General features: G+C 48.0%; 19 protein-coding genes. 3 read left to right on the forward strand and 16 right to left on the reverse strand.

The window, feature by feature from the left end; genetic code table 11:
- Window positions 1-87: 87 nt before the first annotated feature.
- The 3 genes from AC1DLI_RS11425 to garR form a co-directional block, all read right to left on the reverse strand.
- Window positions 88-1,446: a GntT/GntP/DsdX family permease gene (locus tag AC1DLI_RS11425; RefSeq protein WP_477602583.1), complete on the reverse strand. Its 1,359-nt coding sequence runs from the start codon at window positions 1,444-1,446 to the stop codon at window positions 88-90.
- 68 nt (window positions 1,447-1,514) lie between these two features.
- On the reverse strand, window positions 1,515-2,957 hold the full coding sequence (locus AC1DLI_RS11430; RefSeq protein WP_477602585.1) for a four-carbon acid sugar kinase family protein: 1,443 nt from the start codon (window positions 2,955-2,957) through the stop codon (window positions 1,515-1,517).
- Window positions 2,958-3,042: 85 nt separating this feature from the next.
- Window positions 3,043-3,936, reverse strand: coding sequence for a 2-hydroxy-3-oxopropionate reductase (gene garR, locus AC1DLI_RS11435; protein ID WP_477602587.1), 894 nt, complete (start codon window positions 3,934-3,936; stop codon window positions 3,043-3,045).
- A gap of 200 nt (window positions 3,937-4,136) precedes the next feature.
- On the opposite strand from garR, the gene AC1DLI_RS11440 reads away from it, so the two are divergent.
- Window positions 4,137-4,757, forward strand: a complete 621-nt coding sequence (locus AC1DLI_RS11440; RefSeq protein ID WP_477602589.1) for a GntR family transcriptional regulator — start codon at window positions 4,137-4,139, stop codon at window positions 4,755-4,757.
- 155 nt (window positions 4,758-4,912) lie between these two features.
- Here AC1DLI_RS11440 and AC1DLI_RS11445 read toward each other — a convergent pair whose 3' ends face one another.
- Genes AC1DLI_RS11445 through AC1DLI_RS11470 form a run of 6 tightly spaced genes read right to left on the reverse strand, consistent with a single transcriptional unit; the run spans window position 4,913 to window position 13,268 of the window.
- Window positions 4,913-5,950: a glycoside hydrolase family 18 protein gene (locus tag AC1DLI_RS11445; protein WP_477602591.1), complete on the reverse strand. Its 1,038-nt coding sequence runs from the start codon at window positions 5,948-5,950 to the stop codon at window positions 4,913-4,915.
- Window positions 5,950-8,589 carry a transglutaminase-like domain-containing protein gene (locus AC1DLI_RS11450; RefSeq protein ID WP_477602593.1) on the reverse strand — a complete coding sequence of 880 codons (2,640 nt, stop codon included), beginning with the start codon at window positions 8,587-8,589 and terminating at the stop codon, window positions 5,950-5,952. Before AC1DLI_RS11450 ends, AC1DLI_RS11445 begins: the two co-directional genes overlap by 1 nt.
- Window positions 8,590-8,595: 6 nt before the next feature.
- Window positions 8,596-9,621 (reverse strand): carbohydrate-binding family 9-like protein, encoded by a 1,026-nt coding sequence (locus AC1DLI_RS11455; RefSeq protein WP_477602595.1) that lies wholly within the window; start codon window positions 9,619-9,621, stop codon window positions 8,596-8,598.
- 43 nt (window positions 9,622-9,664) lie between these two features.
- Entirely contained in the window at window positions 9,665-10,543 is an 879-nt protein-coding gene (locus AC1DLI_RS11460) for a sugar phosphate isomerase/epimerase family protein (protein ID WP_477602597.1), read from the reverse strand.
- A gap of 33 nt (window positions 10,544-10,576) precedes the next feature.
- The gene (locus AC1DLI_RS11465; protein WP_477602599.1) at window positions 10,577-11,863 is read right to left on the reverse strand and encodes an alpha-L-fucosidase; all 1,287 of its coding nucleotides are present in this window, start codon (window positions 11,861-11,863) and stop codon (window positions 10,577-10,579) included.
- A 19-nt stretch (window positions 11,864-11,882) separates the two neighbouring features.
- The gene (locus AC1DLI_RS11470) at window positions 11,883-13,268 is read right to left on the reverse strand and encodes an alpha-L-fucosidase (protein WP_477602601.1); all 1,386 of its coding nucleotides are present in this window, start codon (window positions 13,266-13,268) and stop codon (window positions 11,883-11,885) included.
- A gap of 134 nt (window positions 13,269-13,402) precedes the next feature.
- On the opposite strand from AC1DLI_RS11470, the gene AC1DLI_RS11475 reads away from it, so the two are divergent.
- On the forward strand, window positions 13,403-15,703 hold the full coding sequence (locus AC1DLI_RS11475) for a helix-turn-helix domain-containing protein (protein WP_477602603.1): 2,301 nt from the start codon (window positions 13,403-13,405) through the stop codon (window positions 15,701-15,703).
- Between the two features lie 86 nt (window positions 15,704-15,789).
- On the opposite strand, the gene AC1DLI_RS11480 is transcribed toward AC1DLI_RS11475, so the two are convergent.
- The 7 genes from AC1DLI_RS11480 to AC1DLI_RS11510 form a co-directional block, all read right to left on the reverse strand.
- Window positions 15,790-17,403: an extracellular solute-binding protein gene (locus tag AC1DLI_RS11480; protein WP_477602605.1), complete on the reverse strand. Its 1,614-nt coding sequence runs from the start codon at window positions 17,401-17,403 to the stop codon at window positions 15,790-15,792.
- A gap of 41 nt (window positions 17,404-17,444) precedes the next feature.
- Entirely contained in the window at window positions 17,445-18,353 is a 909-nt protein-coding gene (locus tag AC1DLI_RS11485) for a carbohydrate ABC transporter permease (protein WP_477602607.1), read from the reverse strand.
- A gap of 15 nt (window positions 18,354-18,368) precedes the next feature.
- Window positions 18,369-19,298, reverse strand: coding sequence for an ABC transporter permease (locus AC1DLI_RS11490; RefSeq protein WP_477602910.1), 930 nt, complete (start codon window positions 19,296-19,298; stop codon window positions 18,369-18,371).
- Window positions 19,299-20,012: 714 nt separating this feature from the next.
- The gene (locus AC1DLI_RS11495; protein WP_477602609.1) at window positions 20,013-20,396 is read right to left on the reverse strand and encodes a DUF4183 domain-containing protein; all 384 of its coding nucleotides are present in this window, start codon (window positions 20,394-20,396) and stop codon (window positions 20,013-20,015) included.
- 92 nt (window positions 20,397-20,488) lie between these two features.
- Window positions 20,489-21,025, reverse strand: coding sequence for a DUF4183 domain-containing protein (locus tag AC1DLI_RS11500; RefSeq protein WP_477602611.1), 537 nt, complete (start codon window positions 21,023-21,025; stop codon window positions 20,489-20,491).
- 580 nt (window positions 21,026-21,605) lie between these two features.
- On the reverse strand, window positions 21,606-22,757 hold the full coding sequence (gene dgoD, locus AC1DLI_RS11505; protein ID WP_308996279.1) for a galactonate dehydratase: 1,152 nt from the start codon (window positions 22,755-22,757) through the stop codon (window positions 21,606-21,608).
- 13 nt (window positions 22,758-22,770) lie between these two features.
- Window positions 22,771-23,415: a bifunctional 4-hydroxy-2-oxoglutarate aldolase/2-dehydro-3-deoxy-phosphogluconate aldolase gene (locus tag AC1DLI_RS11510; RefSeq protein ID WP_477602614.1), complete on the reverse strand. Its 645-nt coding sequence runs from the start codon at window positions 23,413-23,415 to the stop codon at window positions 22,771-22,773.
- 341 nt (window positions 23,416-23,756) lie between these two features.
- Between AC1DLI_RS11510 and AC1DLI_RS11515 the strand changes: the two genes are divergently transcribed.
- Window positions 23,757-24,422, forward strand: coding sequence for a FadR/GntR family transcriptional regulator (locus tag AC1DLI_RS11515; protein WP_477602616.1), 666 nt, complete (start codon window positions 23,757-23,759; stop codon window positions 24,420-24,422).
- The last annotated feature ends 136 nt before the right edge of the window (window positions 24,423-24,558 follow it).

A 24,558-nucleotide genomic window follows, 5' to 3' on the forward strand; every position in this document is an offset into this window, starting at 1 on the left:
GAGCTGTTTACACACAAAAAATGGTTTTGCAAAAGTTCAGCGAACTCCTGCAAAACCACTCATCCGTTCTTCATTGCTGTCAAAGCATTAAATAAAGAGGCTAAGAACCATAACCATAGCAAAGGCGGAGAAACCGAGTATCGTTTCCATCACGGTCCACGTTTTCAAGGTTTGCGGGACAGACAAATTCATATATTCCTTTACGATCCAGAAACCGGAATCATTGACATGAGATAAAATAATGGAGCCTGCCCCGGTGGCGAGAACGAGCAGCTCCGGGCTAACGCCAGGCATCGTAACTGCGATAGGAGCAACAATGCCTGCTGCGGTTGTCATCGCTACAGTCGCTGAACCGACGGCTGCCCGTATGAGGCCTGCGATTACAAATGCGAGCACGAGCGGTGACAAATGTGCAGATTGGGCAAAACCGGCAATGGCATCACCAACACCGCTGGCAGTCAAAATTTTATTGAAGCCGCCACCTGCACCAATCAGTAAAATAATCGATGCTACCGGACCCAGGCATTCGTTCGTAAATTTCAGCAATTCCTTGTTCGTGAAGCCGCGTGCGTATCCAAAAGAGTAAAGTGAGAAAAGAAGCGCGAGCAGCAAAGCAATAATCGGACTTCCAATGAAATCGACAACCATCCTAAAGGCGTTCGTCGCCGGCAGAATGAGATCGACAATGGTTGCCAGCAGCATGAGAATAACGGGCAGTAATATCGTAAACAACGTAATCCCGAATCCAGGCAGCTCTCTTTCCTTTGTTTCGGTAAATTGTGCCATTAGATCGCTAGATGCATCGACCTTGATGCGCTTAGAAATCCAAGACCCGTAAAGCGGTCCTGCAATCGCTGCCGCCGGCAAAGAAACGATTAGCGCCAGAAAAATGGTTTTGCCGATATTGGCATTAAAGATGCCTACGGCCAGCATTGCTGCCGGATGCGGAGGAATAAGGCTGTGCACGACAGCCAAACCTGCCACGAGGGAAATACCTATTTTAACAAGCGAAGTTCCGGTTTGTTTGGCGATAACAAATACTAGCGGGAACAATAACACGATACCGACCTGAATGAACACAGGTATGCCGCATATAACAGCCACGACCATCATTGCCCAGTGGACATTTTTTTCACCGAATACACGGACAAGTGTTTTGGCAATCCGCTCTGCTCCGCCGGATTCCGCCATCAGCTTGCCAAGCATCGTTCCAAGACCGAGCACGATTGCAATAAAGCCAAGAACACTTGCGACACCTTCCTGATAAGACTTGACGATATCCGTCAGAGGCATCCCTGAAATAAGCCCCATAAATACAGCTCCTATAATTAGCGCAACGAAAGGATTCATTTTAAATTTAGCAATAAGCAAAATCAATCCGATAATGGATATAACCGCATATAAGAGCAGGCTTGCATCATGGCTGAGACCAAAAACTGAGTACATCCATATTACCCCCTTAAATTGTTAACGCTTTCTATTTGTCCGAAGAAAACAGGATCGAACCCTGTTATCTACTTTTTAGCTTCTATTTTTTCGACCGTTTCCAGCAGTGTTCGTTCATCGCCTACATTGCCAGGAAACACGATATAGGGAATACCGCTAAATTTGGCTTCCGCTCCGGTTAGCCACACGGGTATACCAGCTGCAACTTGCCCAAGCACCCGTGCCTTGCGTATAGCCAGCCCCTTCGTCGCCACATCACTGGATGTGATGCCGCCTTTGGCAATAATAAACTTCGGAACAACCTCAAGCGATTTCACGATTTCGACCAGCGCTCCTGATACGGTTTGGCTTATCTTGAAATTATCTGCTTTGTTGTCCACGGCGATCAGCTTACGGCTGCTGTATACGACCACATTTCGGCCCTCAGCTATATGCTTGTTAGCTTCTGTAATCACGTGGCCAAGCTCAAGCTTGTAGCCCTCGGGATCAAGAACGCTCTCTACATCAATTTCTAAACTTACGATACCTGGAAATGTAAGCAGCTGCTCCAACTGCCTGGTTGTTTTTTGCACATAGGATCCTACGACAACTATACCGCCGTGACTTTGCTGCTTGTCCGCAATTAACTTCTCCTGAGGCAAATAACCTTGATCGGAAATGCCTGCGTATGATTTCACGAACGATGCTGCCGTACGGAAAATAAACGATTTCCCCTGTTCCTCCGCTTGCAGCAGCGACAGTGACAGCACATCCATATCCGCGTAAGTGAGTGCGTTAACGATGATTGGCATATTGCCCGTTGCTCCGAGCAGCACCTCTTTGACCGCTTCTGGTCCCTGACGTATCTGATCCAGTGAAATAACAAGACATTGTCCGGCCTGTATACGACCTTCTGTTTTCTCTTCCACCCACTCTGTTAAATCGCCGTTCTCATAACCGAATACCTTATCCTTGGCGAATTCGGTTTCATGTACAGGAATCAGCGTCTGATTCTCCACCATATAATGGGTGTTTTCCAATGTTATTCGTCCGGCCTCGAAAAAAGCAGGAATGATCAGCTGCCCGTCATAAGCGCGGCCGCTTACACGGAGTACCTCATCCGAAAGTACATCCGTTTCCAAAGGGTAATACCCTCGAAGCATGGAGTCGCTTCGGCTGACAAAGGTAAAGCCCTTATCCTTCTCGGCTGCTACCGCTTGCACGTTGCGGGCAATCTCACGATTGATTTGCTCGGCCGTTGCCGCATCAAGTCCCCGTGTATTGGTGAGAATATAGAAAAGTGTTTCCGGAGCATCAAACGCTTCACGCAGCAGCTCCTTATCCCACATCGTCAAGACATTAATATCGTGAACCGTCTGTACGCCTGTAGGATCATCGTCTAATACGATTATTTTTCGTCCGCGCGCGTTATTTAAGCGCTTAATTTCCTGCCTTAGACCGTTGTTATCCCACTCAAGCGGCAACTCATTTTGCAGAGCTGCAAGCGTTGTTCGTTTTGCCTCGCTATTCATGTGTAAGCCACCTCACTTCTGAAATAATAACTATCAAAAAGTTGTAATGTATGATTGCAAAATGCTGATAAGACATTCTCTCTGGTTACTCGCCTTTAACCTCTATGCCTGCAAGCTTCTCGAAATATTGCACAATTCCTCCATGATCATCAGCAGCCTTGCCATCAACCTTGAGCGCATGAAAAATTTCAAGCAGCTGGCTGCTCAGCGGCAGCGGTACTCCGATATCATGTGCGGTTTCCATCACATTCGTCATGTCTTTAAGATTAATATCGATGCGTCCGCCCGCTGCAAAGTTGCGCTTGAGAATAAGCGGTACTTTGGCATCCAGCACAGCGCTGCCCGCCAGGCCGCCTCGAATAGCCTGATACATTTTATCAATGTCGATTCCGGCTTTAGCAGCAAACACAAGCGCTTCCGACATCGCAGCGATATTAAGATTAACAATGATCTGATTTGCCAGCTTCGCTGTCGCGCCGCAGCCATTGTCGCCGACTAAAGTAACATCCTTGCCAAGCACCTGCAGCACATCCTGAACGCTTTCAAATATATGCGCGCTTCCGCCGACCATAATCGCCAGCGTGCCATCGATTGCTTTGGGTTCCCCGCCGCTTACGGGAGCATCCAACATGTGCAGACCGGCCGCTGCCGCAATTGCAGCCAGCTCCTTCGATACCACCGGTGAGATCGAGCTCATATCGATAATCACGCTGCCTTTGGAAGCTCCGTTCAGAATGCCGTTATCACCCGCAATGACTTCCTTAACATGCTGAGAGTTAGGCAGCATGGTAAATATAATTTCACTATGCTCAGCAACTTCCTTCGGAGATGTAGTGCCACGAGCACCCGCCGCAGTAAGTGCAGCTACTGACTCTTTATTTATATCGAATACGCTAAGTTCATATCCTGCTTTAAGCAGGTTTGATGACATCGGGCGCCCCATAATGCCTAATCCGATAAATCCGATTCGTTTCTTCATTTTGCAAACCCTCCAACCATTCATTTACTTGATTTCCACTCTGTAAACGCTGTCAATTCGCTTTCTCAAATGTATTGTACACAAAATATATATTTTTGTATACAATTTAAAAATATTTGAATACATTTTTCGCGTAAACGTTCTAAATCATTGTGAATAATCAAGCTTTTCGATAAAGTAGACGTTAGAGGTGAAAAACTATGCAGCGGGACAATTCCAAATCCGGTTCAGCCTACCAGCAATCTTATGAAGCACTGCGTGATATGATTCTGAACGGTACGCTGGCCCAAGGCTCCAAGCTGGTTGAAGAAAAGCTTGCCGCAGACTTGAATGTAAGCCGCACGCCTATACGAGAATCCATCCGCAAGCTCGAACAGGAAGGATTAGTCGTCAATAAGCGTGTTGTGAAGCTTTCTGAGACGGATCTGCGCAATACCTTCGAACTGAGAAAACTGCTTGAAGGACACGCAGCAAAATGTGCAGCCTCCTATTTGTCCGAGCAAGAGCTCGTCACATTAGAGCATTGCGTCGCAATCGGGAGAACCGGTTCGTTGGATGAGATCATGGAAGCGAATAAGGCGTTTCATGAAATTATTATGGGAGCAAGCAATAACTCATTAATGATTGATTTGTTCGACCGGATGCAATCCGTTATCTATCTGTTTCGGCACACCGTCGTCTATTACCAACGTCCCTTTCTTATTGATGAACATCAGCAGATTTGCGAGGCCATCAGAGCGCATGACGGCAATAAGGCCGAGCAGTTAATGAAAGAGCATCTCCAGGCCGATCTTGAGTTTTGCCTTCATTTGATCCGGTAGGATCTGATTATCGTATAGCATTCGCTCCTACATATAGGATTCCATATCGCTGCAACAAAAACGGCACTTCTGTCATTGGAAATGACAAAAGTGCCGTTTTTGTTGTTTGATCATACCTATCCGGTTGATCTTCAATCTTTAAAATTCATAAGATATTATAACTTAAGCCCCTTAGCAATCGCATCGAGCAACCGGTGAGTCTCATCGCAGCTGTATTCCCAGAACATGACGCCGCCTAGTTCATTTTGCTTGACGTAGTCGCATTTGTGCTGCAGCGATTGCTCATCCTCATAGGAGATGAAGCTGTTTCCATCATAGAGGTACGGCGCCTTGGCTTCGTTGTCCCAGTACCGAATATAGTTATTCTTATCAATGTATTCCGCTGCCAAAGCCGTGAAATCCGGTCCATAACCGCCGGTGCTTCCAGCCATTTGGTGGAGCCCGTTAGCGCGGTCCGGAACCTGATGCCATTGCCGGGAATAGAATGCAGCGCCAATGACGATCTTCTCCTTCGGCACGCCTGCCCGAATAAACAAATTAACGGAAGCCTCCACGCTGATTCGGAACAAATCCCCGGTTGGCGTATACAGATTCGTATGGTGCCCCGTCAAAATTTGAAAGCCGCCGCGCATATCATAGGTCATCAATTGAACGAAATCCAAATACTGCTGGACCTGATCCATTTCCGTACCATCTACGTAATATTGATCCGCTCCCGCGGCAATGGTGAGCAGGTAATGCCGCTCATCGCTCGCGCCTTTGCGATCCAATGCTTCGCGCATCGTCTTTAGAAGCAAGGTGAAATTGGTTTTGTCTTCCGGACTCGACGCAATGCCGGCTTCGCCATAGCATGGGTATTCCCAGTCCAGATCGATCCCGTCAAACGGATAATCGGACAATATGCGAACCGCCGAGCTCGCCATGCGGTTTCTCCCCTCTTGGGTAGATGCCGCTTCGGAGAATCCGCCGGCGCTCCAGCCACCGACGGATAACAGGATCGTAAGCTCAGGAAATTCTTGTTTAATCTCTCGGAGAAGGTCCATATGCTTCAAATGGCCTGTCGTGATCTCATCATTGCGTACATGGCCGAAGGCCACATTCAGATGTGTCAACTTCATCAAATCTTCCCGCGTGATGTCAGGAAGCTTCGAATCGGCGGCATAACCCGCCACAATATATTTTCGCTTTGTCATTACGTATCACTCCGTTTCGCTGGTTTCTGCCATATACCGGTTAAAATCTGCAGCGCTTCTTTTCCGGTACCGATTTTATAGCCTGATGCGGTATAACGAATTTGGTCTTGGCCGTCCAGCACGAAGAGATGCGGGAACCCCGCTTCGCTTGCTGACGGCTCGGAAATAAAGCAAGGTAACGACGCATAGGAGGAATCCCGGGCAAATATGGCGCATGACGGCAGCTTCGAATAACTGCCAGGATCGAATGACGAGGCCCACTCGGAATCCCCGACAACGAATATGATCGGCGCTCCGAGTTCTGTCAAAGGCTCGGCAAGCTCACCGATCTCACGGATCAAATGCTTGGTGGGCTCTCGTTCCGGTTCCAGCCAAGCCACAATCGCTCCGCTCGTGCCGATCAGATCACCCAGCGATTTAACGGTGCCATTCCCCATAATGAGGTCGCTTTCCCGATTCATCGTTCCCAGCATGGGAATTTCGAGCATCGGTTCGCGGAATGTCAGGCTGCAATCTGTTTGTTCCCCTGCGCGTACCGTAAAGTAAGTGAATCGAACGCGAACGGTACCGTCCTTCAGGCGAATGCCCGATGTCATTCGGTATGAGCCTTCTTCGACCTCGAACGGTTGATCAAATACATCCGATTTCCCGTAAGGGTAGAAGAGCGTCTTGTAGCTTCCGTTCTCCAACCGGGCGAACGTAAAATTCTCCGAGTACGAGGGTGCGGGTGATTCTGCCCGTAACTCGGCGTCCGGCAGCAAACGAAGCGTGCCGTTGTCCTTCTTCTTCGTTTGAGGCTTCCATCCTTGAGTGAATACAGCATCCTGCCAGCTGCCGCCCATCATAAATTGCGGCTTCTGCTCACTCGGATGCAAACGTGCCGGAATGCCAAGGCTGCGGCAAATCGCCACGAACAAAATATCCAGAGAAACCCGGTCCCCCTTCTTTAATTTGAAGGTGCCTACGGGGTTGCCCTTGCCCCGCAGATTCGGAAGATCCTCTCTAATCTCCCACTCCGCATCTATTTTGCGGACAAGCCCCGTCGGATCCTGCCGGAACGATAAAACGTCCTCCTCGGTGAACATGTCTTGGAAAAAACGCTTATAAGGCATGATCATCTCATATAATACGCGAGGATTTAGGACGTACCGGTTGAATAGATCCTCCGGAAGCTCACCGCGCTGCGACAGCGACCCGATGAGATGATCGTCAAGCGCTGGGCGAAATGTATCCGTAAGATCCTTTTCGTTCATGCTCTCCAGCAGAAGCAGCGGCCACTCTCCATGTTGGAATGAGCGTTCCCACAGGAACGCTGCTATCTCCCGGCTGTTCCCGCGCGCCTTGCGCAGCACATCCCACACCCGCTCCCTCGGAAGGCCCGCGGCTTCGGCGAGCTTCGTCGCTTGCTCTTCATCCAAAAAGGTTTGCTCATAGCCGCCTCGAATTTCTGTGCCTTCTTCCAGGCGCCGATTATGCCGCAGGATCATCTCGTCGGTCAACGGATCAGAAGCTTCGCCGTGAAGCTCCGGCGGCGGAACCATATCAAAATCCGCCGTATCGCTTGGCTGCTCCGTCTGATCCAGAACAAGCTCAATGAGCTCACCGCCTGCGGCCGTAATCTTCTTCTCCGCCCACTTGCCATCCTTAACTGCGCGAACCATCAGATCTCCGAACCCCGTCTTAAAAGAAGCCTCCCCCTGCGCGTTTGTCGGCAGCGCCGCTATCGGATAAAATTCTGCCATATTGTATAACTCGAAGAAGACATCAGCTCCGTCAACCGGTCTGCCTTGCTCGTCCTTTATATGAACGGTGATGGTTCTTGTAGGCGCATAGCCTTCCAACAAGTTGATTTCCGTAAACCGCTCGTCGGCGAGCGTGATGTCCTCCGGACCGGAATAATTCGCAAATATCCGCGTGTTGATCAGCATTGCCCGTCGGGCAGGCGGACTGAACCAGCCTTGATTCAGGCGCGCTTCCGGTTCGCAAGCGCCGATATAGTACCACCTGCCGTCGGCCCATGCTTCAACCCAAGCGTGGTTATCATCGCAATGCGCCCAGCGCGGCGTATAAACTTGCCTTGCAGGAATGCCGATGCTGCGAAGCGCAGCAACCGCAAGCGTCGATTCCTCGCCGCAGCGGCCGCGCGCAGTCCGGATCATCGTCAGCGGCGAGACCGTTCGCAAATCGCTTCCCGTATAGTTGGCTTTCTCATGGCACCAGTAGTTCGTCTCCAGAATCGCATCCGCCATAGACAATTGTGAAGTGCGAGCCGCCAATTCGTTATACAAAATGCCGCGGGAATCCTCGATATTCTCCGTGTTTACCCGGTACGGCAGCACAAAATGCAGGAAGAGGTGATCGGGAACACGCTCTCCCCATGGAACGCGGCCCCGAATGTCTAACGTTTGGCGTACATGGCTTAAAAATAACGATCCGTCATAATCGGCCAAATCGTTTACCGGCATATAGGCAAATAAATATTTGAGCGCCCAGGTTTCTTCTAAGGTCAGCTTCTGCTGAAAGATATCGAACAGCTCCTGAGATCTTGCCGCAGCGATCAGCTGCTTCTCGCGGAACTTACGCTCAATATGGTCCATTGCCTTCTGATCCAATGAGAATACAGAGGTCTGTAGGGTCATTCGTACTCACTCCTTCCATAGCTTGCCGTCTTCTCTAATGCAGAGTCTGGAATTGCCATCCGTCGATGGCGCAGATATCTGAAATAGGGAGCTGGTCGTCTCAATCACAGGCTTAATCGTCCAATGCTCGTCGTCATGCATCAACCATTTCTCATCGCTTGTAAAGATGCCGTGGCTTGCGAAGTAATTGCGCTCACGGTAATAGAGCTTGCGAAGCTCCCACTTGATGCGTTCATCAGGCGGCAGCTCGAATGATTCCGGACCGTCTTCGCCTGCGAATACGACATAACCCCATAGCTCCGGATAATGCATATTAATAATCCCCATCGGAGACCACACCCAATTATCCTCCGGATAAGGCTTCCCCGTATCCGGATTAACCACCTTGCGGTATTCGCCGTCCTGCTCCTCTGCCTGCCACTCGACACGAGAGAAATTAACGCGCCAAAACTCACCATTTTCCGGCGGCTTCGCTTCAGCCGCACATTCGCGTAAGCTTTTCCATGGCATAGCCGCCTCAATGCTCCACTTCCGATTCGCAGCGCCCGGCCGGTTCAGCTCTCCGTCAATATGCACTGCCGTCAGAAGCCCGCTAATATCCCAGCCGTTAACCGGAGGGCCTCCGTCACGGTAAGGCTTAATCAACAGCAGATCCCAGACCGTGTTCAGCGCATTGATTTCAAACTCGTAATACTGATGGCTATCTCCGTCGGGATCAATGAAAATTTCAAAATCATTGTCATAGAAAATGACCGAATCCCGTTCCGTCAACGTTGCCCAAATCTGATCCTCCATCAATTCCGCCGCAAAATAAAAATAGTCATCGTCCCAAAGCATTTTTACGCGGGTCTGCTTTGAGGGCCTCGGACGGAGGTCGCCTTCGATATCGACGAAATCATCTGTCCAATCCGCCGCTGCCCAGAACGGCTTATCGACACGCCCGTCGATCAGGAGCGGCTCCGCAGCGCGCCTGCATATGTAATGTTTTGGAGCATATTCGAGCTTCGGCTCCGGTACTCCGCTTAAATTCATGTGATTCCCTCATTTCTTTTCTGCTTTAATCTACGAATCTCGATTACAGTAAACATTCGTCCCAGAAGCGCCGCAGATTGTCCATTGCGATACGGGAAGCCGATTTGCACTCTTCCATTCCTTCAAATTCAATCGTGATATACCCGTCGTAGCCTGATTCCTTGATGAGCTTGACGATTTTTCGAATTTCGATATCCCCGTGTCCCACAATCGCCCCGCGTAAGTAGTTTCCGTTCGAGGTCAAGAACCACTCGCCGCCGCCCGGTTCCTGGTCATACGGACGGAAATAGAAATCCTTGAAGTGAACAAGAGAGGCATAGGGCAGGTTCTTTTTCACACCGATGATAGAATCTTCATCCACGCACATGAAATTGCCAATATCAAGCGTCGTCTTGAAATTCGGGCGGTCAACCGCATGCAATACGCGCTGTACCCGGTCACTGGACTGCACGCTGAAGCCATGGTTCTCGATCGTTGTTGTAATGCCGTACTGCGAGGCATAGTCCGCGATGAGCTGACTGCCCTTCACCATGAGCGGCAAATGATCCTCGAACCATTGGATGCTCATTTGCTCTTTTGGAATCGTAAATGCGGTAACATCATGCCTCATATGGTTCATGCCGAGACGGTGCACAAGATCAACATGCTGCTTGACCCGGGCAACCTCCTCACCAAATAAAGCTTCCGTTTCTTGCACGAAATTCGCCGGCATCGAGTAATTCGACAGCGCAATGCCCACTTCCTTCGCGGTTTCACGGACGGCATCCGCCAGCTCCGGGTTATCCACCAGTGTGTAGCCGTAAGGAACGAGCTCTAAATGCTCTCCGCCGTTATCGGCAACCCAGCGGATAACATCCAGAATGCTCATCTCTCCGGATTTAATCGCATTTAATAGACTATAAGAGCTTAATCCAATCTTCATTGTTTCTGCCTCCTTGGAGATCTATTTGGTTTGCTAGTTATGCGTGACAACAGCCCCGGAGCCGCCGTACATATCCAGCTCTTCATCAAACTCAAGCTTAAGGACCGTAACCTGCTTATGGGCGTCTTCCGCTGTCATCGATATCCACGTCGTTCCCGGAATATTGAACCACGGCACGCCGCCATGAATCTCATGCGAGAGCTCCTTGCCGGAATGAAGCACCGTAATTTTTTTAATCGGATTGCATAGCCCTTTCAGGCATACGCTCTCTTTCGGGTTGTCATAAACAAAGAGGTACAAGGTCTTCTTATCCTTCGAGACCGTGCTGCCGCCCAAATAATACCTCGGCATAATGCCTTCATCCGTTCCAAACACGGCTTCCTCATGCGTTCGGATCCACTCACCTAGCCCTAGCAAAATATCCTCTTGTCTCGGATCTATCGTTCCGTCTTCCATAGGCCCGATATCGAGCAGCATATTGCCGCCCAACGTAATGCAATCACAGAACATCCGAATGATCTGATTCAAGGATTTGTATTTGTTATCCATAGGGACGTATCCCCAAGAAGTATTTATTGTGGTGCAGAACTCCCAAGGCCCCTCCGGCCTCGTAATCGGAATTCCCTGCTCTGGCGTTTTGTAGTCCCCATGGCCTTGCAGACGCGAGTTGATGATGATATCGGGGTTGAACGACTGCAAATACTGCTTGAACGCAGGCAAATTCCACTGCTCCGCCGTTCGTTCCCAGTCTCCGTCGAACCAGAGCAGATCGACCTTCCCGTAGTTCGTTAAAATCTCCTTCAGCTGATCATTGTTAAACTGCAAAAACTGATTCCATTTTTCTTCATCCTGAACGCCGTCGACCGGATTCGAGAACCGATTGGCTTTGCTCAAATCATCAGGTACCTTGCCGCCCTCAAAAACACTCGGATAATCGGGATGCGACCAGTCGATCAACGAGTAATACATCCCTAGGCGAATCCCTCTTTTCGTAACAGCTTCCGCATATTCTTTAACAAGATCCCTTTCCACCGGCGTCTTCTTGACAACGTTTAGGTCGCTGTACTTCGTATCCCACAAGGCTACGCCGTCATGGTGCTTCGTCGTAAGGACCGCATATTTAGCGCCCGATTGTTCGATCAAATCCGCCCATTTGTCCGCATCGAATTTCGATGCCGTAAACCGGTCCAATTGTTTCATGTAATCCTCATAGGACATTTTTCCGTTATAGAAAGACCACGATTCCGCGACCCCGTCTACGGCATAGATGCCGTAATGTATGAATATTCCGAGCTTAGCCTCCTGAAACCACTTCTGCATATCTCATTTCCCCTTTCGATTACTTGATTCTGAATACATGCGCTATCGGCGTTTCGCCTAAACATTCATTCTCCGCAAGCCGGACAACAATTCCATCCTCGGTTCGGCGATACTGCAGGTTATCCTGTCCGCCTACGAGGTCAATCCTAGTGAAGGCTTGCTGCACGGGAAGATGCACTTCCCCGCTCACTTTCTCTTGCTCATCTTTGTACAAGTAAAAGACATAGACCGTATCGTCTTTTCTTGTAAATCGGCAATTGCCAGATGAATACGGCTCGCAAATACGCGTTCCGTAAATGCTCTCGCCATAAGTCTTCAGCCAATCGCCCATCCCCTTGATTCTGGAAATAGCCGTCTCAGACAATCTGCCATCTGGCTGCGGCCCAACGTTCAGAGCCAAATTACCGCCCTTCGCGACGATTTCAACGAGCAAATGAATCAATTGCCGCACGGACTTATATTTGTCCTCGAATCGAAAGGAGAACGAGGTTCCCATCGTAATGCAGCTCTCCCATGGCACATGAAGCGGACGATCCGGCAGTGTCTGCTCAGGCGTAATCACATTCTCATACGGCCCGCCGACGGTACGGTCCGCTGAAAGCAGCCACGGCTGGATTTCGCGCGCCTTCTCCACCACTTCGCCGAGTCTGATGTTCTGATCGCGGTAATCATTAACCCAGCCAGCGTCGAGCCACAGCATATCGATGCGGCCGTACCCTGTCATCAACTCCATAATTTGCGAATGGGTGAATTGCACGAAACGTTCCCACAGCCAAGGATATTGTTTCGGATCATAGGAAGGCCCCCGCGACGTAAAATTGCCCCGCTCCATGCCCGGTGCCCAGTAGTAAGGCGTGTGCCAATCGGCCTTCGAGAAGTAAGCAGAAATGGCTAAGCCCCTCGAACGAAAAGCATCAAACAGCTCCTTGCATATATCGGCGTGCTTATTCATGTGGAAGGGACAGTCGGGTCCCGTGACTCGGTAATCCGTCGTGCCGGTGTCCCACATGCAGAAACCGTCATGATGCTTGGTCGTGAAGTTTAAATACTTGAAGCCGTTCTCCGCGGCCAGGTCTGCCCATACCTCCGGCTGAAAGCGAATCGGATTAAACGTCTTATTTAACCCGAAGTACTGCCTTTTCAGTTCCTCCGCATCCACATCCCAATCGATGCCGTCACGCGACCATTCCTCATCCTTGTCGCTAAGCGCCCATGATTCTACGACGCCAAGTTGAGAATAAGGTCCCCAGTGCATCATGAGACCCAGCTTCTGGTCCTTGAACCACTCGAGACGCTCAAGCAGAAGCGGGTCCTCGGGCTTTACCCACTGCTCCTCGCTGCTGAAGTTGTGAACGCCTTGTTCCACTGCCTGCGCTTGGTCCTCTGACTCTTTTATTTCGCTCATGATATACCTCCTATGAAATAGGCCTATCTCGATTTGTATGTTTTTAGTATTTTTCACTCTATGTCCAAATTGTAAAATTGTTGGTATGATAGGAATCAACTAAAAGGATCGGTAAATAACAGGAGGCAGAATCGATGAAACGGAACTACTTTAAATCCAAACTGTTTTTAAAATATATCTGGTCCTACTTGTTTATTTTGCTTATCCCCTTAGTCCTGATGACCATCTTCATCTATCAAAGCGCGGTCTCCAATCTTCGTTCCGAAATTGAGCAATCCCGCCTCAATCAATTAACGCAGACCAAAGTTATTATTGACGGCCGAATGAAAGAGCTAGGCGATATCGCATCCCGCATCTCTTATGACCAGAGGCTGACTCCCTTCCGGGTCCATGATGCTTACTATAGCGGAGAAGCTATCGAAGCACTGGATCAATATAAGGCAACCAGCTCGATCATTGACGAATTGTTTTTGTATTTCCACAAGGATGAGAAGATTTATTCTGCGAAAGGGCTCTCAAGCTTTGACGTGTTCACAAGCAGCTTCAGCTTCAGCAAGTGGAGCAAAGAAACGATTTTAAAAGACTTGAACAGCGCTAAGTTTCCAACTATGCGCCCAGCCGATACCGTCGTCCGCAACTCCAGTATTCAAGAATCGATGCTGGCTTATCTCGTTCCGATTACGCCCTATAATCCTAATCCGCACGGAACGATCATGTATCTCATCAAGAAATCCGAGCTTACGAGCTTAATCGATTCGATTCTAGGCAATTATCAAGGCCTAACTTATATCCTGGACAACAAGGGCCAAATTCTGGTCGACAATAGACAGGGAGAGGCTTTGAGCAGTACAGACACGAAGTCCCTTTTCGGACTCTCGCCTGGCATTCACGACAAGCTGTTAAACGGAAAACCGCACTCGATCGTATCCGTAACGTCGGAGAACAACGGCTGGACGTATGTGACCGTCATGCCTAGCGCGCAATTTTTCAGCAGCGTCGTGCATGTTCGGAGCTTCATCGTCTTGTTGTTCATCATTGTCGTGCTCGTCGGTGCCGCGATTGCCCTTTTGCTGGCCAGAATGCAATACCAGCCCATTTCTACGCTGGTAGAATTCGCGAATTCCAAATCCAAACCGAGGCATCCGGCCGACGGCTCTGCTTCAACCGGCAACGAGCTGGATCGAATCCGAACGGCATTGCAGGAATACAGCTCGCGCGTAGACCTTCAAGAGCCGTACGCCCGTAATCATTTCTTGTCCATGCTCCTCAAATACGGAAATGCGCAAAGCCTTACGCCTGAGCTTCAAGAAGCCTTCGACCTTCATTTCGACCGAACCCATCACTTCGTTATGGTGATTGGATGGGGCGACATGGAAGGAACACAGGACGAGCGGCAGGAACGGCAGGAAATGATCGAGCTGCTTGCCCAGATTGAATTTCCCGAACTGGCGGCTCATGCCTATGGCGTTGAGCTCCCGCAATTGGATCAAATCGCGCTGATTATCAGCTTCAACAGCACGCAGGCGGAGGAGGAATTCACGCCAATCCGTCACATCGTCGAAGCCGTGCGCTGCAGCATGCTGGAGACGTTCGATGTCACTCCCACGATAGGCGTTGGGACCTGCTATTCAAGTCCGGACCAGCTTAATCAGTCGTTTATCGAAGCCTGCTCCGCATTTGAGCTGCGCACATCCAGCGGCCATGGCACCGTCACTTATTTCGAGAAGCTGCTCTATACGCCGGATCACGAGTTCTGGATTCCGAATCACTCGCTGCTCAAGCTCTCTCAGAGCTTAAAGCAGGGAAGCTACGACGTGGCTTCGCAAATGATTAGTCCGTCTATCCAGAGCCTGCAGTCATCCGAGTTGTCCGCTTTGCTCAAACGCTGCATTTGCTTTGACATTTTGAATACGATGCTAAAAACCGCGTCTGAGCTTGGCATTCATAATTTGATGCAGGAAATAGCTCCGAATATGATTTACAGCCATTCCTTGGATGAGCTCGAAAATGGCTTTCTGAATCTCGCCTCCCGAATCTGCAAGCAAGTGGAGCGTAACAACCAGAAAGAAGAGCAGTCGCAGATCGACCGGATTGTATCCTACATCGATGATCACTACACGGACCATACGCTCAGTCTCGAAACGATCGCCTTCGAGTTCGCTATCTCGCCATCGCATGTCAGCCGGTCATTCAAGGAAAAGATGGGCCTTAACTTTATTCAATATATATGGCAAAAAAGAATGGATGAGGTTATCCGTCATTTAAAAACGACGAATGCACCGCTCAAGGAAATCATTATTCAGGTCGGCTATCTGGACACGCCTAACTTTATCCGAAAGTTCAAGAAGGAAACCGGCTATACGCCTGGCCAGTACCGTAAGCTTTACGGGGAGAACGGGCCGGCTGAGTCTGCTTCTGACCTGGACGACGAATAACAAAAGATAAAGCAACACCCGGTCATCATTATGCATGACCGGGTTATTTTGGCTTCTTGCTTCATGCTCGGATCGTTGCCTTTGCGCTATCTGTCGTACGCGCTTTGATAAAGCTCGGCAATACGGTCGCCGCCCATTTTTTTAATTTGAGCCATATACTTATCCCAATTAGCCAGCGATTCCTGGCCAGTTACGAACTTCGCTTCCATCTGTTTAACGTACGTGTTCAGATCGGATAACAAAGCGGATGCCTCAGTTTGCTCTTCATTCGTCAAATAAACGTTAGGGTAAGGCGATTTTGCGATTGGTGTAAGCTTTTCCGCATTTTGCTTATCGATCCATAAGTCGAAATCGCTGCGAAGCCCCAAGGCAAGCTCGCTGGAGTTCATGCCCGGCGTAAGGATGCCATAGTTCGGCGTAAGCGTTCCGCGGTATTCCTCACGGTCGACGCCGCCTGGAACCGGAAGCCATTCCTTCTCATGCGTTTCCTTATTCTTATATTTCCAAAGCAGGTTCTCTGGACCTTGGTTAAACAAGGTAGCGCCTTCGTAGCTGTATAGGTAATCTACCCAACGCATCGTTGCCTCTGGGGCCGGATTGCTGCTCGTGATGGCAAAGGTACCGTTCGCCGATATGCCGGGATGTTTGCCATAGACCGGAGAATCAGCGATTTCGCTTTTCACAGGCGTCATCAACGGGTTGTCCTCGCTTGGCTCGCCGCCTAGCGTAAAGTAAGGGAAGTAGTCATTGAAGACGGCAACCTGGTTGTTTTTGCCTTTCGCCTTCTTCTGTTCGTCCGTTTGCGAGAATGTCTCATGGTCGAGCAGCTCATCCTTCCACAAACGGTTCAGGAACGTTAAGTATCCTTTGTATCCCTCTTCTTGCGGTGTATAATGCACTTTGCCATCTTTATCGGCATAGACGACCTCGTCGTAAATGCCCCAGAAGCCTAGGAAGTACATGCGCAAATCGTCCAGCTTAACGGAGGTGAGCGGAATTTCATCCTGCTTCCCGTTTCCGTTTGCATCCTCATCTTTTACACGCTTCAAATAATCATACAATTCGTCTGTCGTTTTAGGCTCTGTTGCATTAAGTGCTTTCAAGAACTTGCCGTTATACCACATCGGGCCGCGATACCAAACAGCCGCTAAATCAATATTCGGCAAAGCATAGATATGGCCGTCTGGCGTCGTAAACGACTTACGGATATCCGGATGGTCATCAAAGATTTTTTTGATATTAGGCGCATAACCCTCATCAATGTATTTTTCTAGAGGTATGAGTACGCCTTGGGAACCGTAAGTCACTTGTTCTGCCGGTTTTAGATCCGCTGCATAAAAAATATCCGGCAAATCACCACTCGCAAATACAAGGTTCTTCTTCGTAGCAAAGCTGTCAAGCGGGGCGTTCTGGTATTGCAGCTTAATGCCCGTCAATTTCTCCATCTCTTGTAGAACAGGCATTTTGCTCCAATCCGCTACGCCGACATCCTGTGACATCATCTTGAGCGTGACTGGTTCGCTGACAATCGGAAACCCTTCTTTGCTGACCCCCTCAGCCTGATTGGATGTCGACGTTTCGGAGCCGGCATTGCTGCCATTTGCTTTACCTTCATCGTTCGGTGAGCCGCATGCCGCTAATACTGAGATGAGCAGCGTGAGACTGAGCAGAAGCGATGATGCTTTACGTAGCTTTTTCATCCAAAATCCCTCTCCCTTTTTCATATCATTTATGAGCAAGATCAGCCCTTAACAGAACCAATCATGACACCTTGCACAAAGTAACGCTGTAGGAACGGATAAATCGCGATAATCGGCGCAGTCGCTACGATAATAACGGAGTATTTAACCAGCGCGGCAATCTCTGCCTTGTTGTTAAGCGCCGACGCCGTGGAAGCATCGATTGTGCCCCCGCCTTGAGCCGACATCTCCTGCAAAACAAGAATCTGACGCAGCACAAGCTGCAGCGGATATTTCGCGGCATCGTTCAAATAAATAAGCGCCGAGAAATAGCTGTTCCAGTTGCCGACCCCATAAAACAAAGCCATAACCGCGATAATCGGCATCGACAACGGCAGAATGATTTTGAAGAACAAGCGTATATTGGTGCATCCGTCGATCTGGGCAGCTTCTTGCAGCTCTTTCGGAATCGAGGATTGAAAAAACGTACGGGATACAATGATATTCCAGATCGATGCGGCTGACGGAATGACAATCGCCCACATCGTATCGACCATTCCTAATTCTTTGACGAGCAAATAGCTTGGCACAAGTCCGCCGCCGAAGAACATGGTGACCATGAACATTCCCATAAAAAAGTTGCGTCCCAGAAAGTCCTTCCGGCTCAGCGCATAGGCAGCCGGCAGTGTAACGAATAAGTTGATCGCTGTTCCCACCACCGTATAAAGGATGGTGTTACCGTAGCCCGTCCATACACTCGCGTTCTGGAACACTCTTTGGTAGCCTTCAAACGTAATGCCTTTCGGCCACAGCCACATTTCACCTGAACCGACAAGCTCCGGATCACTAATGGAAGCACTGATCATATAAATAACAGGATAAGCCACTATAATAAAGGCTAAAAACACATAAATATAGTTACAAGCAAGAAATAGTTTATCACGCCCGGTTTCTTTTACGCCCGAATTCATCGGTCACACTCCCTTCTACCACAAGCTGTTTTCGTTGGTACGTCGCACAATTTGATTCACGACCACTAGCACAATCGCGTTAATCACGGAATTGAACACGCCGATCGCCGTCGAGAAGCTGTACTGGGCATCCACCAGCCCTGAACGATAAACGAAAGTCGAGATGACATCCGAGGATTCCATGTTTAGCGAATTTTGCAGCAATAATATTTTCTCAAACCCTACCCCTAGCAGACTTCCCATATTCAGGATTAATAGTATGGTCATCGTTGGTACAAGCGTCGGGATGTTAATATGGCGAACGCGTTGGAAGCGTGAGGCTCCGTCAATAATCGCTGCCTCATGCAGACCAGGATCTACCCCTGAAAGGGCAGCCAGATAAATAATCGTCCCCCAGCCAGCGCTCTGCCAGACACCCGAGAACACGTACATCGTCTTGAACCACTTAGGGTCTGTCAGGAAATCCGGTGAGTCAAACCCTAACCATTCGATGAGATGAGTGACAATCCCCGATGAGGGTGACAAGAACGTAATAATCATCCCCGCCATAACGACGACGGATATAAAATGCGGCGCATACGTGACTGTCTGAGCCGCCCGTTTAAAGATTCCGCCCTTCAACTCATTGAAAGCCAGTGCCAGTATAATCGGAATCGGAAACCCGATAGCGAGTTCATACAGGCTAATACTTAGTGTGTTCCATAACAAGTCCCAAAAGTAATAGGAATTAAAAAATCTTACAAAATGATCGAACCCTACCCATGGGCTTCCGAAAATCCCTTTCGTAGGTATGAAGTTCTTGAATGCGATTTGTATGCCGTACATCGGCCCGTAAGAGAATATGAGAAAGTAGAAAAATGCGGGTGCAATGAAAAGATACAGCTCCCAGTTCTGAATGACTCTTTTCCATATCCTGCTCTTCGCCTTATCCGGCACTGGCAGCATGCCTGCCGTTAAAACACCTTTAGCCTCCTGCATAGGGGTCACTCCTTTCGGATTTCGTTATCGTTGCTTTAGCTTCGTGATCCGTTGCAGGATTCGAAAGTTGCTATCGCTTACAAGGACAACGATAGCCTACAAGTGGAAGCACCGTAAATATGTCATTTTCACTCTCGCGTGAAAGCGCATACTATAATGAATAAAGACTTAATGACGAATAAATCAAACTAGTCTGATAATAGCGAAAATGTGTCATTTTTGCGTTAAAAACGCCCATTTATCGGGCTCCGCAAGATTTACCAATCGCTTTAAAGCCATTAACCACCCCCTACAGGCAGCGATGGGATAAAATAAAACAAAAATAACATGTATGCGTTTTCATTCCATCTTGGTCACAAGGCTTGGATTTCGGCGAATCGAGTTTATCTTCATATTGAAATACAAGCGTAAACGGCTGCAGCAGTCCTTTGGCGGTAAAGCTCGTTTCGCGGAGATAGATAAGCTTATAAATTATTAGATATCAAAAAAGAGGCTGCGCAGCGTTTGGTGAACGCGTTCGCAGCCTCTTTTCATATTGCTTACGTATTAAGCCCTAGTAAAATAATAACACTCCAGCACGCATAAACTCGATTTCAAATTAGATAATAACACGAAAAAAAAAAGCCCTCGACCAACTTGGCCAAGGGTTTATTTGTTGGGTTTTATCATTAATTACTCAAATTAAGTTGTAACTGTTGTTGTAGAGACAGAATCATAGTTTACAACTTCTAATACAACCGGTGTTTCAGTTGGAATAGGGTCTCCTCCTGCCGGTACGGCAATCGCAAGTGATCCAACGGTTGCAGCGCCAGGGGTATAGGTCGAAATGCCTTGCATTTGTAATACTCCATTAATGTACACATTATACATGCTGCTATCAGTTGCTAATACAGGAAGATCAGTAGCAGCTGCGCCCAAATCATCGAAAAAATCCTCAGTATCGATCGTTAATGTCGTACCCGCCGCCGTTGCACCCGTTGTCACATAGAAAAATCTTTCTGGCGATGGACCCGTTTCAGTAGTGGTCGTTGCCGTTACAAGCAGCTTCATGAGTTGTAGTGCCATGATAAAAACCTCCTCTTATTCTGAAATGTGCTTCGATATTACTATATTCCAGGGAAAGTGAACGGGAAGGGTAGACTTTCCGGTTCATATATCTATTTGTATACTAACTTTGTGGTAAACCCAACCGATTCAATAATTATGGGAGTACCTTCAGAAATATTTTGCGCCGCTGCAACAATGGTCAATGCACTGGGTTTCACGCGATACATCCCGCCCTCTTGCAAGACTCCATTAATAAATAGATTAAAATAACCTTCTTTACCGTAATCGCTAAACATTTTGACCGTCTCACCGCTGTCATCAATAAACTGAGTGGATGAAATAATGATTCCGTTTGTTAAATCCATATCCTGGGGTGCAACAAAAAAATATCGTTTAACCAGGGGTCTAATGCGAATTAAAGGGTGCTTTCGATGCTTTCGATGCTTTCGATGCTTTCGATGCTTTCGCCTCACACATGAAGGAATTATTTTAATTCGAGTTACTACGTATAGGGTCCTGAATGCTTTATTTTTCTTTCGGCAATTTTTCTCTTTTTTCTTAGAACATCTTTTTTTTATGTTTTTTACACATGATCGTCTTGGCTTACCGAGTTTCTTACCGCCTATGTTTATAGTCATTTTGGGCATGCAGGTCACCTCCACCCACGAATACATTGGATTAGTCTATGATTCTACTTTCTTTGAAGTCATGGACAATGACCCGCATGGGTCAATTTATTTCTATAACACGGTCCTGCCTAAGCAAAAGAAAGACGGGCCCCTAGAGGAACCCGTCTCTGCAGACTGCGCAATAAACAAATGATCTCTCATTTGTTCACTCAATGAATGATGCCCAATAAAGCGCGTTGCCTATTGGCTGCTGCACTTTGTGCAATAGAAACCAGATTCTGCGAGCATGGTGTAGCGCTACAGTGTAGAAAATACAGCAGAAACAGCCCAAGAAGACCTCAATTAGTCTAATTAGGCTGTTTCTGTTGTAGTAACTGCAGCGTAGCTAAGAAACAACTCGTCTGTAGGTTGTTCTGTTGTAGAAACTACAGCGTAGTTAAAATCTCCTCTTCATTCCTTAGCTCATTAATCGCTTTATATCTTTCATAAAAAAGACTACCTCCTTGTATTAAGGAAGTAGTCTGCACTTTAGAAATTAAGCCGCCTATGATTCAAATCTGGTTTCGTTTTTCTACTCTTTTCTTAAATCTCTTCTGCTCTACCATTCGGCTACCGATCCGTCCTTATGTCTCCAAATCGGATTTCTCCATCGATGTGGGGATTCCGACGCCATTTTACGGACATACTCCTCATTAACTGTAATGCCTAGCCCCGGGCCCTGCGGAATCTTCACATGCCCATCCTCGTATGAGAATACGCTAGGGTCCGTTATATAATCCAGCAGATCATTCCCTTGGTTATAATGAATCCCTAGGCTCTGTTCCTGAATGACTGCATTGTGGGCTGTTGCGTCAACTTGCAGACAAGCAGCAAGAGCAATAGGTCCTAGCGGGCAATGAGGGGCTACTGCAACATCATAAGCCTCCGCCATCGCGAAGATTTTCTTACACTCTGTAATGCCGCCTGCATGCGATAAATCTGGTTGAATAATATCCACATAACCATCTTCCAGTAATGATTTGAAATCCCAGCGTGAGAACATTCGTTCACCCGTCGCAATCGGTGTGCTGGTATGGCTGACAATATCCCGGAGTGCCTCGTTATTTTCCGGGAGCACGGGTTCTTCTATAAACATTAGCCTGTAAGGCTCTAATGCTTTGGCAAGTACTTTCGCCATTGGTTTATGAATGCGGCCGTGAAAATCTACACCAATGCCAAAATCCGGGCCAGTCGCAGTACGTATCGCTGCTACCCGTTCCACGACCTGATCCACCTTTTGATAGCTATCAATATATTGCATCTCTTCTGTTGCGTTCATCTTAATCGCTGTAAAGCCTTGCTGCTGCTTCTCCAATGCCGCTAGTCCAACATCACTCGGCCGATCCCCACCGATCCAGGAATAGACACGCATCGAATCACGGCAAGCTCCGCCAAGCAGCTGATAAATTGGAGCATTGAAATATTTACCTTTAATATCCCACAACGCCTGATCAATCCCGGCGATCGCACTCATCAGTATCGAGCCGCCACGGTAGAACCCGCCACGGTACATCACCTGCCAATGATCTTCAATGCGAAGCGGATCTTTCCCGATTAACAGATCCATGAGCTCATCTACAGCCGCTTGTACCGTATGGGCTTTGCCTTCGATTACAGGCTCCCCCCATCCAACTATTCCTTCATCTGTTTCAATTTTTAAGAAGAGCCACCGGGGTGGTACTATAAAAGTCTCAAACTTAGTAATTTTCAAATTTACCCTCTCCCTATTCTCTGGCTTTTTGGATTTCCAGTCTGAATTGACGAGCTAATCTTGTAAGCTCCTCGTACCGTTCTTCTGCAATCGCTTTCACGTTCGTTAATGAACTTCCTATGCCTACAGCCACAGCACCTGCGCGAATAAATGGGCCTACATTGTCCAAAGTAACTCCACCTGTTGGCATCATCGGAATATGTCCGAGTGGAGCCGATAACTCTTTTATATAGTTAACACCTAGTGAGGAGCCCGGAAAAATTTTAAGCATGTCTGCCCCGTATTGATATCCCTTCACGATCTCTGTCGGCGTCATAACCCCTGGAATCGAGATACGTCCATATTGGTTGGTTAAACGAATCGTAGCTTCATCCAGGATCGGAGAGAATATAAAATCAGCTCCAGCTTCGATCGCCGCCTTCGCTGTTTGTTCATCTAATACTGTACCTGCGCCAACTAAGGCTTTACCTTCGTATCTCTCTTTCAACTGAGCAATGATTTCATATGCCCTGTCTGTATCGACCGTAACCTCTAGCGCTCCAACGCCACCTGAAACCAGTGCATCCGTAATCTGAATGACCTTGTTATATGGAGGCCTTCGAATGACTGCAACGATTCCGGAATCCTTTAACTGCTGCAGCTGTTCCTTTTTGTTCATGATGCTTCCACCTCTTGCACGTTAAACAGAATCTTGGACTCTTCAAAAGACATGATTGCCATCTTATCCTATCCTCCTCCCCTGAAACAACGACGGATACCCTCTATATTCATCCTTTCTATATTTGATAGTTATAACATTTACACATATAGATCTGATCTAATATTTGAATATAACATATATTATTTCGTTTGATTACTTATATCCGTTAAAGATCCGATCTTTATGAAGGTATCATAGTATCTTTATTTCTAGATGTCAATACGTAATTACGATTAGGAGAAGCTTGTACGATTATGATAATATAGACCTAATATGAAGATACATTGGGGATTATGATGATGAAAAAAACTACCTTTTCAATGACAATAGATGTACTTAAACAAAAAATTATTAGTGGGGAATGGCCTCCCGGATCACGTATACCAACGCTGCAAGAGATCTCAAAGGACCTGGCTGTAAGTGTATCTACTGTAAGAGAAGCGCTGCGGACTCTGGAAAGCCAAGGAAATGTCAGTATCGAACATGGACGGGGAATGTATGTACGCAACGATCCATTATTGTTAGAAGACCCTACTGCGGACCTTAAGGAACTGGGTGATATTTCTCTCGTCAAATTACTGGAAGCAAGACTGCTCATTGAACCCAAACTGGCTGCTTTAAGTGCAGAGCATGCTACGCGCACCCAAGTCAAGCAACTTCGAGCGCTGGCTGACTCTATGGTTAACCAGATGGAAGAAGGGGGGCCATTTCTAGATACCGATCTTGCCTTCCATCATCTCATTGCAGAATCAGCACAGCATCCTGTCCTATTTCGCATGTTGGAGTCAATCTACCCACTTCTCGCCGAAGGCCGCAAACAGACAAACACCTTGCCTCATATGCGTACCAAAGCATCCAATTACCACATCTTAATTGCGATCGCCATTGAGGAACGACACAGTGAGCAGGCAAGGCAGCTCATKCATAGCCATATCCACGACATGCTTGAAGCATTAAAAAAGTAACAACTTGCCTTTTGATTCAAAGCTGTCTCTCGTTGAAGTAATCCGCTCTTTAAAAAGTATAGGCATTTCAGACACTCTGGTATAATTCCGCCTAGTTTCCATAAAGAATCCGCCAAAAAGGCTCCTTTCTTCTACA

Source organism: Paenibacillus sp. 01T443, from assembly GCF_056398325.1.